Below are 13,583 nucleotides of genomic sequence, written 5' to 3'. Positions count from 1 at the left end.
AGCATACCCCACGCCGAAAATGGTTTACGGTTTGTTCTCATCCGTAACATGCTCACCATGAATTTTCCATGACTGCGAACGTTGATCCTGCCAGAAGCCGACAAATGTCCTTGGTCCGGTCAACCGGCACAAAACCGGAGATGGCCGTCCGCCGCCTCGCGCACGCACTCGGCTATCGCTTCAGGCTGCACCGCAAGGACTTGCCCGGGAAGCCCGACTTGGTGTTCTCCCGGCGACAGGCCGTCATCTTCGTACACGGGTGCTTCTGGCACGGACATGGGTGCAAGCGCGGCGCGCGTATGCCGAAAAAAAACCGGGAATACTGGTCGGCGAAGATCGCGAGGAACGTCGAGCGCGATGCCGAGAGCGTCGCAGCGATCGAGGCCGACGGATGGCGGGTCCTAGTGATCTGGGAATGCGAGATGAAAGACGCGGACCGCCTTGCTCGCCGACTCGCCGACTTCCTGGGCAAGCATGCTTCTTAAAAATCCCGGAGTGGCTGACTCCCTTTCTTTACCTCGGTTTCAAGATCTAACATGTTCGTCAATAATCTTACTGCGTCATAAATACCGTTCAATTGATGAAAGGCTGCATTTTCTATTGTGGCGTTTTTCGCACAAACAATTCGACGCAAATCGGGCATGGTGGCCCTTACTTTCCGCAGCGATCACAGCGCGGAATCAGATAATGCATCCGAAAGTTGGCGTAGAGCTCACGGTGACGGATGCCGAAAACTGCCTCATGGCGATATGAATGCGACAGATGCCCTTTCCTGACAGCCTTCGGCAAACCTTGGCCCAAAGCGAAAAAAGGTCTTCATTCATCTGAGACGGTCTGATCACGGCCCATGCCGTGCCGCCGGCAAGGCAAAGCAAGGATTACTACGTTGCCACGTGACACTCGATCTTTCGCCCACGGAGACCAATGAAATCCGACCTGAATAGCCAAACGACCCCTACGCCCGATATCGCGCCCTCCCGTGATTTCGCGCAGATTGACAGGGTGAACTCGGCAACGAAATTGGCACCCTGTCGCGTCACCTTGAGCTCCTTCTGGATCATGGTGGTGGAGACCAGCGGCCGCGACAACAGCAACTCGATCAGCCGCGGCAGTTTGAGCTCGATGCGTCGCTCCATCTGCTCCCGGGCTATCACACTGCTAGGCACCGGGGCCTTTTATGAATGTGCGGTCTTTCCAGATGGATGGTCTTACAGTTCTCCGGACGCGCAAGCGACAACGAGGCGCGCACATCTTACCTACACTCCAGTGAGAAGGTGTTATCCACGCGCAGTGCGCTTGGAATCCACATATCGGGGGTCGGGCGAAATTCAGCGGAATCGGTCCATTGGAACGTCGGCGATGGATCAGGAGCCAACGCTTGGAGCGCGCCGCTGCTAAGTTCACGGACCTCCTCTACATGAGGGGCTATGATGGTTCGTTCCACCATTACACTTGACGAAAATATCACCTGAATGAGTCGCCATTCGGACCCGAACTTTGCTGCTTTGTCGAATTCGTTGCGCGACACGAATACACGGTCTGCGGTGGCTCTTACGCACGCCTTCACCTCCAAGCGCTCGGTAGCAGAGGCCCGACGGTTCTCAATGTCGTAGCCGTACCAATCAGAGAGGAGCGCCACATGCACCGGTGAGTATCTCTCATAACGAAGGGCCGACATGATTGCGAGTTCGCCAGCATTGCCGAGCATCTTTCTGCGCTCGTCAAAGGCCGCACGTGTTAGCCGATGATGTATTTCGACGAGCAGCGGTTCCAGGTCCGGCCCAACCCAGGAAAGGGCTTCTAGGTCACTGTCGGGAATGAATTCTGGGGCCAGACGCCCGTCGACAATTGCAGCTCCAATCCACGCCGGAGGGCATCTCTGCAGCAAGAGACGGGCAATGCCCAACAGACTATGTCGATCAGCCTTGCTGTCGAAAGCGGCAAGTACGGGATTGATCGCGACGACATCGGTTATGCTAGCGAGGTTGATATCTACGAGCAGCCTCGCGGTACCTAGGACGTCAGTTGAGGCGGCCATGATGGTTGACTTCCCGCTCGCGGATATCACCCAAGAGTTGAAGTCACCTGAAGGCCTCAGCCGCGCACTGTAGGCCAGCAGGAAGGCAGCATGACAGCGTCCGCGACTTGGCAACTCATACATCTATGGTTCCGACGTGTGCGGCTACGGCCTGCCAATCATCCTCGAACGCAGGTGCACCGCCTTCGCCCTCATCTGGAGAAGGTAGTGAGATCTGGACTAGGCCGGGATCATCCATCAAACGGGAAAGCGCCCTGACCTTGTCGTGAAGCCTTCCGTCAACCGTATTGTCGATGGTGTTCGAGCTGATGAGTAGCGTGAAGCGCGTTTTTACATCCGCCGACAGCCCAAGCCTGTGAATGCGATCCTGGCTCTGCAGGAAGTGGCCCGCATTGAACGTCCTATCCAGGAACACAGCGTTGTGACACCAGTGATGGAGGCTGATGCCCTCGCCGCAGGCTGCAGGATTTGCCAGGAGCGCAACGCAGTGGGCATCATGTCGGAACCGCCGAAATTCATTCTCGCGCGTTAGGTCGCCAGGGGGAGCACCGTCGTCGGAGGGAACCCCTCCATGCACTATTGCCGGCTGATATTGCGCAAGCATTCGAGCCAACACCTTGAGGTTGCGCACGAAGTTGGACCAGATCAGGACCTTCTCGCCGCGTTCGGCTGCTGCCGCTACAATGGAAAGCACTTGTTGGTATTTCCACGGCGTCTCAAAGTTTTTGTAGCTTTGTAGCAGGTTGACGAGCGGCTCGCTGCTCGACAACTCGAGCGGCGGGTGAAGGAATCCTGGATCATCACTCTCATCCGAACCGGCCGTTAACAGCATGGGGTTTGTCGCGGCCTCGAGCAGGTACATTACTATGCGGCCAAGGCGCTGCATCTCGTGCCGACCGCGGTCGGGAAGCGAAAAAGTGGCGCGGTAGCGACCCACGAGCGCATCATAGATCGCGTTTTGAATGGGTCCCATTTGTCTGCGGATAACCTCGAACGTTGTGGGAGGCAGCTCCAGCTCGCTCTTGGGAGTTCGAACGAAGTACCGCGTAATCGCTGCGTGAGTCTCGCCGAGAACATTCGGATCGCGCCCCAGCCTTTCGATGTAAGCAGACCTCGGAAGAATCTGGCGATCCTGGCCCGGGTATAGGAACTTCACCAGAGCCACTAGATCGTGCGCGCCTTGGGGGGCCGGCGTACCAGTTAGCACGTCTCGGCGATGAGCCGCATAGGCTAAATCCAACACAGCACGACCATGCACCCCCGAAGCGCCGCGCTTCACGCGATGGGCTTCGTCGAGCACAACCTTGGCAGCCCCATTCGCTACGAAGGCTCTGATAATGTCATAATCGCTTGCGACGCGATTGTAATTTGAGAGCAGGATCTCCGTGTCTTGCGGGATAATTGTTTCGGGACCCCCAAAGATTACAACGCGCGGTGGCTTTTTGAAGCAAGCGACTGCATCCTCATCCCAGGCTCCGAAGGCGGCGATTGGCGCAACGACCATAAGACGGTCGATACTTCCTCGAGCGCGACCCAAAGCAAATGCCGCCAGCGCCACCGTCGTCTTACCCGCTCCAGGAACCGAAAAGTCCGCAGCATGCGGCAGACGCATGAGGCGGGCGAGATTTCTCAGTTGAAAGGGCTTCAAATTCCTTTTGAACCCGGCGGCCTCAAGCTCGGCCGCGAGGGCCTCAAGCTCGGTTTCGCTTGCCTCACCGGCTTCGATCGCCACGGAACGGGCACGGCGATCATCAGCCATTAATCGCAACTGTGATGTGAGGGTCGGTCCTAGCTCAACCCGCTCTGCAAACACTGCCCGAATGTCGCGCAGGACATCGAGTTCCGCCATGAACACATCCGGGTGCACCACTGACTGCCGTGCCGATCCAGTGAGGATGCCGCGTGCAAAGGCTTCCTGCAGCCGGGCCCAGGCACCAGGATTCGTATCGTCCAAGCGATCGACGACGACCGTCGGACGGTCCTGCCGATAGAGCTCGGCACGGATCATCCGCGTGCCTCGAGCTTGCTCACTTCGGCCTTGAGCGCGGCCACCTTGGTTTGGAAGTCGGCTTCATTCCATCCGTCAAAGCTACGCGCCCGTTCAAGCGCAGCAGCTGCGCGGCCAACCTGCTCCTTGGCGGCGGCAAGACGGCTCAATGGAGCCACGAGCGCCTTTGCGTCCTTAGAATCCTCATCGGCTTCCTGTGCCGCGACGGCGACGGCAGCCCCTACGGAAGCAATTAGATCGGATACGACAGCGTTCTTGCCATCTGCGAGAGTCACTATCTCTTCGCTGCGCTTGCGCGCGAAGAAGGCGAGGATATCGGAAAGGTCCTCTTCCTGTGCTGCATCACCGAGGGCGTCATCGAGAACATCGCCGCCATTGTTGGGCACATTATGCCTGATGGCACAAAGCAGCGGTGCGATTGTCGGATCCGATTCCAATTCCTGCCTGACTAGTGCGGCGGCATCCGGCCGCTGAAGGTGGCGAAGATCGCGGTAGTTGACCCCGGTCAGCGTGCCAAGGAAGTAGGCGCCCCGAACGGAATTGGCCTCAGCCTTAGGCTTAGTTCGGATGTGCCTAGTGAGTTCCTCAAAAGCCGACTCGTTCTCATCAAAGTCGGCGTGGTGGCGAGTGCCGTCTGACAGTGCCACCAGCTGATGCAGCTGCTGCAGCTTTTCATACTGCGCCCGAACCTTGGGTACATCCTTGTGCATCCTCGCCGCGACTCGATCCCAGTTCTGGGCTTCGCGGTTGAACAGTTCCTCGATCAAGAGCGCTTCATTGACCCACGAATAGTCTTCGCGGAAGTCACGTGCGATCTGCAGCTCAGTCTCGAGATCGACGAGTTCATCCATGGTCGCATCGGCCGGAAGGACGAGGCAGCGGACATATCGAGAAGGCGCATGCTGATCGTCTAAATAGAGGCTACGAAGCGCAGCGGACCTACGGTTGCCGTTTACAAGAACGCCCTCCGCAGTAGCTACGGCCGGCTCCTGCTGACCACGTTCTCTCAGATCAGCCTTGAGATCATCGAAGCCCGGCTGAGATTTCAGGATACGAAGCTGCGCCGCTTGTGCTTCCGACCCCATCGGGTCCGCCGAAAACAGGTCTGGGCGCCCCTTCGTCTCAATCTCTCGCATCTGCTCAGCCTTAGTCCGGTGGTTCAGAGTGGAGAGCCGCACCCACGTCACCTCTAGGTCCACCAGCGGCAGTTCGCGATCTGGCCGCGACCACGCGGCCAGCAGCGCGCGTCGTTTCGACGAGCTCTGGCGCGCGACAAGGTGTTGGACTCGTTCCTGGTCTAACACAGGGTTCATCATTTTGAGCTCCTGAAGGTCGTCAACCGTCCCGGACCAAACCGGGAGGCGACTGTGGTCCTGATGCCGCGGACGCCTTGGTGAAACCCGATGTACCCGGTCAAAACACTTGCATTGCCTGCATCGACATTGAACGCCGAGAGCAGAACTGCCGGGAATCGCCGCTGGCGGCGACCGTCCCAGTTGAAGGCAGGTCCTTGGCCCCGCTCCGGCATGATCCAGATACACGGAGGAGGAATGCGGTTTCCGCCAATCTCCACCGCCCGGCCCATCTTTGGGCACGGTCGAAGGTCTGACCCGCAGAGGTCATTGTGGAAGATGATGCCATCAAGCGTATCTGGTGCATCCGAGAAAAAGCGACGGCGGAGTCGGTTGACCCCTTTGAAAACATGTTCTCCGGGTTCCGAGGCCAGACTCGGGCACAACCACCAAAGGTAGGTCTCGACAGCCCATGAGGGAACAGACCATGCAACGCTGCTGTGAGCGCCATCGGGACACCCCTTCTGTATGATGGCTACGTTACCAATTTCAGGCACGGCCAGTTGGTAAATCGTATCCTTCCCGTAGACTGGGCGAACCACACTGGCTATCGCGCCCACAGCCAACATATGATCGAAAATCATACCCAGAAAGTCACGCCGATCGGCATTGCTGGCGGCCGTGCTGCCGCGAAGCTTCTCGATCGCGGCAGGAAGGGCCAATCTAAACTCGTCCGCCGAAAGTCCTCGCTGATAAAGGTATTGCGGGTCATCGGCGATGCCGCTGACGATTTCGGCAACGCGATTAACCACCTCCTCCGGTGGCGCCCCCCGATGACGACATGGTGCAGCTTCTTCACCAGCCATTAATCACCCCCCCATATCGCCGGTATTTAACGCGCCGGCCGACGCGATGTGTTCAAGCGTTATAATGATGTGAGGGACGGACTGCAAAGAGTCGGCCTCAACAAAACGATGTTCGCGGCTATTATTTGTCAGGAGTTCTGGCTTTCGCGCCCGCCTCTCTCATTGAAAACGGGTACACTCTGAACCGATGCGGGAGAGAGCACTAAGCGCGGGCCGCAGCACTGTCGCTTTGCAGTTAATGATGAGAGTGGCTTGTCAACGATTTCAGTATGTTAGCTATACACCTAATTTGAGAATGTGCACTTAATTTAATGATCGAGCCCGGCCATTGGCATTTAATTTGAGAATCAACGTCAACACCTTATCGGCCTAGTACTTCTCGAAGACGGATCATGGGATTCAATGGATTCACGGCCTTTCGGCAAATACGATTGCATCTAATTCGAGAATCCGAACTTCAATATTCTCAAATTAGATGCCAATCCTGGTCGAAACGACTGCCTTCTTACAGTTAACTGCCAAGCGACAGATTTGATCTGAAGGCGGCAACTGAACTCATGGAACGTCAGATACTATACCCTGCTTGCCAAGTCAATCTTACTCTTCAAATAATGTAATTATTTCAAGTCTATAACAGAATGCGATGTGGTTCTGGACTCAACGTTTACGCGTTCAGAAGCTCACCATTTTTGAGATGGCAGGCTTACAACGGGTGGTTTCTCGGTTAAGCGGAGATTGCAGAATGCGAGGCGGTTCTAAGCTGCCCATATGCACCGACTCCGCGACGACCCTGCGCCAATGCGGAGGCTGAGGGCACTGAGATGGTTCATCTTAGGCTAATCGCAGCAACTACCATTTTGGAGGGATAATTTGGAATACAAGCTACACAGGATCGCACCCAATTCAGAAGGCTGGGTTCGCCCGTCACGCGGCAGATTGAGCCAGAAGGGGGTCGGCAGCTTCGTTCATGAACACGGGTTCGGGCACGAGGACTGGAATTTCAATATTGATTTCGCGATCGATGGACAGGTCCTCGGCTACACGGTAGCGCTTCCTGCCAAGAAATATGAGGGCCAGAGATTTGGCCTTGTCCTAGCGACCTTCGATGCTGGCGGCTGGCGAGCGGCAGGCTATTACGACGGAGCCATATTACTTGATAAACCCGCCGCTCCGTCAGCCTCAGCGGTGGAGCAGATGGCGGTTGATGTTTTCGAACTCGCCAAGATCAATCAGGTTGCCCATCGATACATGAACCAAACACTTACCCAGATAGAGAACTCCATCCGAAGCGATTTTGTGTACTTTCGTTGGGCGGTCCCAAAAGATCGGATTGTCGTATTCCGGGAGTCGCTACCAATACCGCCAAACATTTTCGAGCCCGGCCGGCAAAGGATGGTAACTTCGTACAACTTGTCCGAAGAGCAGTTCAGGGCGATCACGAAGCTAGGAGCAGATGCTAGTGGAAGAGAGGGTGAGCGTTCCGAAGAAGAAGGCGCGCGCAGGCTCAGGCTTCATTGGGCCATTGAACGGAAGCCGCAACTGGTCGCCGCTTTCAAGGCGAGCCTGACTTCATTCGCATGCACGGTTTGCGGCTTTGATTTCGAGAGAACTTATAAGGAGCGCGGCATTGGCTTCATCGAATGCCACCATACGAAGCCCGTGGCAGAAATACGGCCCGGCGAAAAGACGCGATTGAGCGACCTTCGTGCGGTCTGCTCAAACTGTCACCAGATGCTACACCGCAAACCCATGCTCACGGTCGAAGAACTCAGGGATGTAGTGGAAGGGAAATAAGCTGAACGTTCATCCTTTGCCCGACGGCTCAAAGACTATCACGTGGCAGTTGTGCAGGACTATGGCTAAGGCGAGCACCGGCATCGGCTGCCGCTCGATAACCGGGTGAAGTCGGCGCGAATCCGAGGCAGAGAAGGGGGGCGCCCAGAGTGTTACTTTTCAGCATGTCGCTTGGCCGCTCGGTCCGCACGTCAACGCGATCCGGGCCGAGAGGTGTTCGTTGACCGCGCTATCGACACCGCCATCACCAGAACGGCCAAGTTGGGCGAGGCCGATGTGCCAACGCAACCGGGACGGCTCTTACGGCACTCAAAACACCGTCGGCGCGGCTTGGCCGCAAATGGCCAACGACCTCGTGGACCTCGGCTACAAGCTGCCGTCCGCCGGTTCCCTCAAACCCAAGCATGTCGAGGCGCTTGTAGAAAGTGGCTCGATTCCGATACCTCGGATGCCAGTATCCGCAACCGCCTCACCTGGCTGCGATGGTGGGCGGAGAAGGTCAACAAGGTCAATGTCGTCAACCGCGACAATGCCGCGTACGGCGTCGCCGAACGTGGCGAAGTCACGCGCAACCGTGCCCCAGACCCTCAACCAGGCCAAGCTTGGCACGATCGAGTGCCCCTCATATCAAGGCGTCGGTTCTCCTCCAAGTGGCGTTTGGCCTGCGGCGCAAAGAGGCCATGATGTTGCAGCCGCAGGCGGCCATTCGTGCCGATCATATCGCCTTGCAGGTAAGCTGGACGAAAGGGGGCCGGGCACGGACCGTGCCCGTCACCACGCTGGAACAGTGGCATGTCCTTGAACCCATCATGCGCCTTGTCCCCGGTGGCGGGTCCCTGATTCCCGCGCAAATGAGTTATGTCGAACACCTCAAGCGGTTCGAGTACCAGACACTCAAGGCGGTCTCCGCAAACAACGGATTCCGCCACGCCTATCCGCGACGGCGTCTGCTACATCGGCCTCGTATTCAAGAGAAAGAACAACCCCGCCGACAACAATGAGGCTTGCTGCGGGGCGCAGATTTTCCTGCATACCGGCGAAGGTATTGTGTTCAAGGGTGCTGTGGCGCATTCGGGTCTGATCGCCTCGGGGAGTTTCACCTCTCTAAGGAAAAGCTGCGGAGATCGTCAGCCGCTGCGCTGACAGCTACATCAGTGGGCACGGCAAGCCGCCGCAGGAGATTTTTATCCACGGCCGCGGTTCAATGGTGCGGAGAGTGAGGGCTTCCGCAGCGCGGTTCCGGCGGGAACAACTATTTCCGGCATCCAGATTACCAAGCCGAATGACCTCAAGCTTTTTCGCGAAGGCGGGCGTGCAGTTTTGCGGGGCCTAGCGCTTGAGATCGACCATCGCAACGCATTTTGAGAGGTTCCAACGCCCTTGAAGGTGCTCATTGTTTTTGGTGACACGCGGCTCCATCAGGTGCTGGCTGATGTTCTCGCTCTGACGAAGCTGAACTTCAATGCGCGCCTTTTCAGCGACGGTTAGCCGGACACTCTGCGATTTGCCGACGACATCGGGGAAATCTTGACCGCGATACCGGGCGTGGGGTCGAAACCGCTATCGTTTCGGCACTACATTTAGCCAGCAATGACGCCTGCAAAGGTTAGGCGGCACTGGGCGCAGCTTTCCATATTATATTTTATGGTTCTCGCTTCCGTATTTGGTTGCACATAGCAGCCCAATCAAAGAATAAGAACAATCGGCAGGGAGATGGGAATGGTCACGAACTACCAGGATCAGATCGAACGGGTTTCGAGCGAAAGCCTCGACGTTTTCGAGAGAATTTCCAAGGACGCACGTTCGGCGCTTGGCGAGCCATACTCCACCGGCCCGACGGCGCGCGCCAGCGTGAACACCTTTACGTCAGGCGAAGCCGTCAGGGCCCTGGGCAACGTCGACAGCGCAAACCGCCGTGCTCTCGAACTGCTCGCCAAAGAACCGGCCATCGCCAGGGTGGTAGCACGTCAGGACGATGGAAAGATCGTCATCTATTACATCTGCCGTGGAACGGCTTCAGGAAGCCCCGGCGGAGACAAACGCTTCGCTGGACGCAATTCGTTGATGGGCCGGCTGGCGTCCTGGGATGTGGGCGACGATTTCGATATCCGAACCCCTGGTGGCGTTCAGTCTGTCGAGATCATCGAGAAGGCGATCCTTCATCCTCATGAGCGCCAGGGCCAGTGGGACTCGCGTAACTCCATTCTGGAGGGCGAATTCTACGGGCCCATTACCGTCATCTCCATGCTCGATGCACTCGCCGTGCATATTGCCGTCGGGGAAGATAGCTCCATCCTCGACAGTATTTTGGCTATCGATGAGCAAGCAACCAACATCATTGAAGGCATCCGGCGCAGTGTCATCACGAAGATGGGCCTGCGTGACCAACCGATCCTGGATCGCTATCAGGACGAGATTTTCCGGTTGCCCCTCAACAGTCAGTTGCTGATTATAGGACCGCCCGGCACGGGCAAAACCACGACCTTGATCCGGCGTTTGGGACAGAAGGTCGATCGTGTCTATCTTGATGACGATGAACGGCGCTTGACCGACAACAGCAGTGCCGACAATGCCGTGGATCACTCTCACAGTTGGCTGATGTTCACTCCCACGGACCTGCTCAAGCAGTATCTCAAGGAGGCCTTCGCGCGCGAAAACATTGCTGCGCCCGACCAGAAGATCGCGACATGGTCAAGCTTTCGGCAAGGCCTGGCGCGAAACAGGTTTCGCATCCTCAAAGCTTCTGACGGCGGCGGACCTTTCATCATGAAGGAAGGTGAATCCTATGTCCTTCCTGACGTGCTCAACAGGCAAACAGCTTGGTATGAGGATTTTGTAAGCTGGCAGGCCGGCGACTACTGGGAGGATTTAGGCGGTGCAGCCGACCTCCTTGAAAAGAATGGAAACTCGGAAACCGCGCGCCTCGGGCGGAGGCTTAGAGAGGCCGTCGCGGAAACGCCTACCATTTCGCTTCCTCGCGCCTTACTGGAACTGGTGAGCGTTTCCTCTGACGTTGAAGGTCTCCTCTCCAGCATGAGGGAAGAAACCGACACCGCGTTGCGGCGGCGCCTCAATACTCAGGTCAATCAGGACCGAAAATTTCTCGAAGGCCTGGCGGCATTTATCGACGGGCTCAATACGCCCGACGACGACAATGACGAGCAAGACGGCGACGAGGACGAAGATGTCCAGACCCAGGCACCTCGTCCGCGCATGGCGGCAACTGCGGCAGCCTATATGCGAAATCTGCGCAGCCAGGCCCGGGCGCGCTTTGGTCGACGTACATTGGGCCGAACCACGCGATCTGGCCGTATTGCGGAATGGATAGGCGACCGCACTTTATCCGAGGACGAGCTCCGTGCGATAGGCGAGAGCCTGCAAATCCAGACGGCGCTCCGAAAGTTCACCAATCCTATCCGGGGTGCTGTCAGACCAATTCGAACCAGTCGCAGTTCGCCAAGAATTTGTGAAGTCTAGGCCGAGCCGAGGCTGCGCCACTCGGCGAGAGCGGCGGCCCGTTTAAGCTTGAAATTGTCGCGAGTGTAGAGATGGCGTTCCTGGTTAAAGTGGTTTTGGACGGACGAATGGACTGCGGCGAATTTCTGCAAACATCGCATCTGCCGGAAGCGCTGCATGGCTCGTTCTCGTCGTCGGAATGGCAGGTGTGAATTCTCCGCTCGATTGTTCATCCAGCGCCCGGTTTGCTGGCGATCGGCAGTTCCAATTTCCTTCAGGGCCGCGCCGTAGGACCTTAGCTTGTCCGTCACGATGGTCTTCGGAGAACCATTTCGTTTCATTGATTTCTTGAGGAATTTCAGTGCTGCCCTGCGATCCCGCCTCTTTGAAACAAAGGCTTCGAGTATCTCCCCTTCGTGATCCACGGCCCGCCAAAGGTAATGGGTCTCGCCGTTGATCTTCACGAACACCTCGTCAGATGCCACTGCCATTGCGGCCAGGCCCGCATCCGTTGCGCTCGCTTCCGGCGGATTTCAGCCGCGAACATCGGGCCAAACCGGTTCCACCAGAACCGGATTGTCTCATGGCTGACATCGATGCCGCGCTCGTGCAGCAGATCCTCGACATTGCGCAGCGAGAGAGGAAAGCGGACGTACAGCATCACCGCCAATCGGATGATCTCGGGTGACGTCTTGAAGTAACGGAACGGGCTGGGTTTGGTCATCCTTCGACGCTAGAAGCCCACCCTGCACGCTTCAACCTAGTTTCCTCTGACATGACCGGCGCAACTCCTTATCGACATAGCTCCAATCGGGCACCTCCGGGAGCTTTGCGAGGCCGGCTTCGCCGCGGGAAGAGCAGCAGCTCAAGGTCTTCGTCATCGATCCTTTCAGGCAGCGGCCAACTCATCCCGGCAAGACGGCACGCCGCAGATAACCGTGGACGACCCCCTTGCCGATCCCGAGCGTAACTGCATTCAGCAAGCGGAATGACATGACTCTGCCACTTTAAGCTGGTAAAATTTGGAATAAAACCATGGATAGACTATAACGGCGAATAAGCGCCTTATTGACCTTATCGACTACGTGTCTGTACTTCCGTATGCTAGTAACCTGTTCGCAGTATACCAGCGCTGATCGGCGGGAGATTGGGTCGCGCCTCGGCAAGGTTCGTTCGGGTATCTGTTCGGAGTTACTCCAGTCGCTCAAGGCGCCGCAGTATGTTACATTGACGATGGAAGCCGGGCTTGGAGAGTCCCGCTATGGCCGTCTTTCCCCTCACCAGACGCGAAATTGTCGGCACGCTGTCGGCCATTGTCGTTGGCGGCACCGGTTGGCTGAAGTGGTGGTTGGATAGACAAGAAGCCAAGGACGCGGAGGAGCGGGCAGAGCAGCGCGCGATGCGTGCTGAGGAGCGTGAAAAAGCTCGGGCAGACCGCGATAAGGAGCGACAAGAAGCCGGTCGGGCCCTGGAAGAATTCTTGGTGCCACTCGCGACACGTCTTGAGGTAAACCGCCGCATGCATGAGTTATTGACTAGCAACACGGAATTGAAGCGCCTCGAATTTGCCCCGGATTACGTCCAAGCCCATCTGAGAGCTCATCCTGATGAGGTCCAACGCGCTACTTGGAAGGGCACCATTGATAGCATACTTCAGACCAACGATGAAATTATCAAACTAAAATACGATAAAGGCTTTCACGTCGTGAACAATCGTGATTTGACCGCTAAATTGGATGCATTTGTTGAACATGCTAAACGCTGGAAAGATCTATGGCACACTGTTTTTAACTTCGACCAGCCTGCACCGGGAGGCCGCCTTTTGACCCCGGAATTCCCGGCTTCGCTAGACGCAACTCTTCAGGAAGAAATTGAGCGCAGGCGGGGCGCCCTGCGCTATTAAGATCGGCGACCTCGAGAGTGGCCGCGGGGTCACCAGCCGACGCGACCGCTGCTCCGCCGAGCGTCACCACGAATCCTCACCGTCCAATGTGGATTGCTCTAAGACCCCCTAGGGCGTCGCGTCACGCGTTACCGGACACTCGCTGCTCCGAAGGCCCAAGACGGCTCCGGCATTGGATCGGCGTCGGACGACGCCGCCGGCACTCAGCGGCTCTGTCTCTTCTCTA

General features: G+C 57.1%; 10 protein-coding genes and 2 pseudogenes. 5 read left to right on the top strand and 7 right to left on the bottom strand.

Translation table 11 applies throughout. The annotated features are described in order from the left end of the window. Nucleotides 1-68 precede the first annotated feature (68 nt). Nucleotides 69-485 (top strand): very short patch repair endonuclease, encoded by a 417-nt coding sequence (locus AC0L28_RS29215; RefSeq protein ID WP_095482963.1) that lies wholly within the window; start codon nt 69-71, stop codon nt 483-485. A 396-nt stretch (nt 486-881) separates the two neighbouring features. Here the strand turns inward: AC0L28_RS29215 and AC0L28_RS29210 are convergent, their stop codons facing one another. From AC0L28_RS29210 to AC0L28_RS29190, 5 genes are all read right to left on the bottom strand, one after another. Then, nucleotides 882-1,136 carry a helix-turn-helix domain-containing protein gene (locus tag AC0L28_RS29210; protein WP_095482968.1) on the bottom strand — a complete coding sequence of 85 codons (255 nt, stop codon included), beginning with the start codon at nt 1,134-1,136 and terminating at the stop codon, nt 882-884. 116 nt (nt 1,137-1,252) lie between these two features. After that, the gene (locus AC0L28_RS29205) at nt 1,253-2,161 is read right to left on the bottom strand and encodes a protein NO VEIN domain-containing protein (protein WP_128177656.1); all 909 of its coding nucleotides are present in this window, start codon (nt 2,159-2,161) and stop codon (nt 1,253-1,255) included. Next, nucleotides 2,154-4,046, bottom strand: coding sequence for a DEAD/DEAH box helicase (locus AC0L28_RS29200; RefSeq protein WP_095488815.1), 1,893 nt, complete (start codon nt 4,044-4,046; stop codon nt 2,154-2,156). Before AC0L28_RS29200 ends, AC0L28_RS29205 begins: the two co-directional genes overlap by 8 nt. After that, nucleotides 4,043-5,362: a ParB N-terminal domain-containing protein gene (locus tag AC0L28_RS29195; protein ID WP_095488814.1), complete on the bottom strand. Its 1,320-nt coding sequence runs from the start codon at nt 5,360-5,362 to the stop codon at nt 4,043-4,045. Before AC0L28_RS29195 ends, AC0L28_RS29200 begins: the two co-directional genes overlap by 4 nt. Next, nucleotides 5,359-6,204, bottom strand: a complete 846-nt coding sequence (locus AC0L28_RS29190; protein ID WP_158302694.1) for a hypothetical protein — start codon at nt 6,202-6,204, stop codon at nt 5,359-5,361. The genes AC0L28_RS29195 and AC0L28_RS29190 overlap by 4 nt, the downstream gene beginning before the upstream one ends. Before the next feature lie 870 nt (nt 6,205-7,074). On the opposite strand from AC0L28_RS29190, the gene AC0L28_RS29185 reads away from it, so the two are divergent. The 3 genes from AC0L28_RS29185 (at nt 7,075) to AC0L28_RS29175 (ending at nt 11,475) form a co-directional block, all read left to right on the top strand. After that, nucleotides 7,075-7,998, top strand: coding sequence for an HNH endonuclease (locus tag AC0L28_RS29185; RefSeq protein ID WP_206073020.1), 924 nt, complete (start codon nt 7,075-7,077; stop codon nt 7,996-7,998). Nucleotides 7,999-8,648: 650 nt separating this feature from the next. Continuing rightward, on the top strand, nt 8,649-8,999 hold the full coding sequence (locus AC0L28_RS29180) for a site-specific integrase (protein WP_245470435.1): 351 nt from the start codon (nt 8,649-8,651) through the stop codon (nt 8,997-8,999). A gap of 718 nt (nt 9,000-9,717) precedes the next feature. Next, nucleotides 9,718-11,475 carry an ATP-binding protein gene (locus AC0L28_RS29175; RefSeq protein ID WP_473481663.1) on the top strand — a complete coding sequence of 586 codons (1,758 nt, stop codon included), beginning with the start codon at nt 9,718-9,720 and terminating at the stop codon, nt 11,473-11,475. Here AC0L28_RS29175 and AC0L28_RS29170 read toward each other — a convergent pair. Together AC0L28_RS29170 and AC0L28_RS29165 are read right to left on the bottom strand one after the other, a co-directional pair. Next, nucleotides 11,472-12,178, bottom strand: a pseudogene (locus AC0L28_RS29170) (IS6 family transposase). The gene AC0L28_RS29175 and the pseudogene AC0L28_RS29170 sit on opposite strands and share 4 nt — an antisense overlap. Nucleotides 12,179-12,233: 55 nt before the next feature. Then, nucleotides 12,234-12,410, bottom strand: a pseudogene (locus AC0L28_RS29165) (IS21 family transposase); the annotation flags it as partial. 305 nt (nt 12,411-12,715) lie between these two features. Between AC0L28_RS29165 and AC0L28_RS29160 the strand changes: the two are divergent. Further along, entirely contained in the window at nt 12,716-13,357 is a 642-nt protein-coding gene (locus AC0L28_RS29160; RefSeq protein WP_473481661.1) for a hypothetical protein, read from the top strand. The last annotated feature ends 226 nt before the right edge of the window (nt 13,358-13,583 follow it).

It is taken from the genome of Mesorhizobium sp. WSM4847, assembly GCF_055811335.1.
This window is presented reverse-complemented; position numbering and strand designations above follow the sequence as displayed.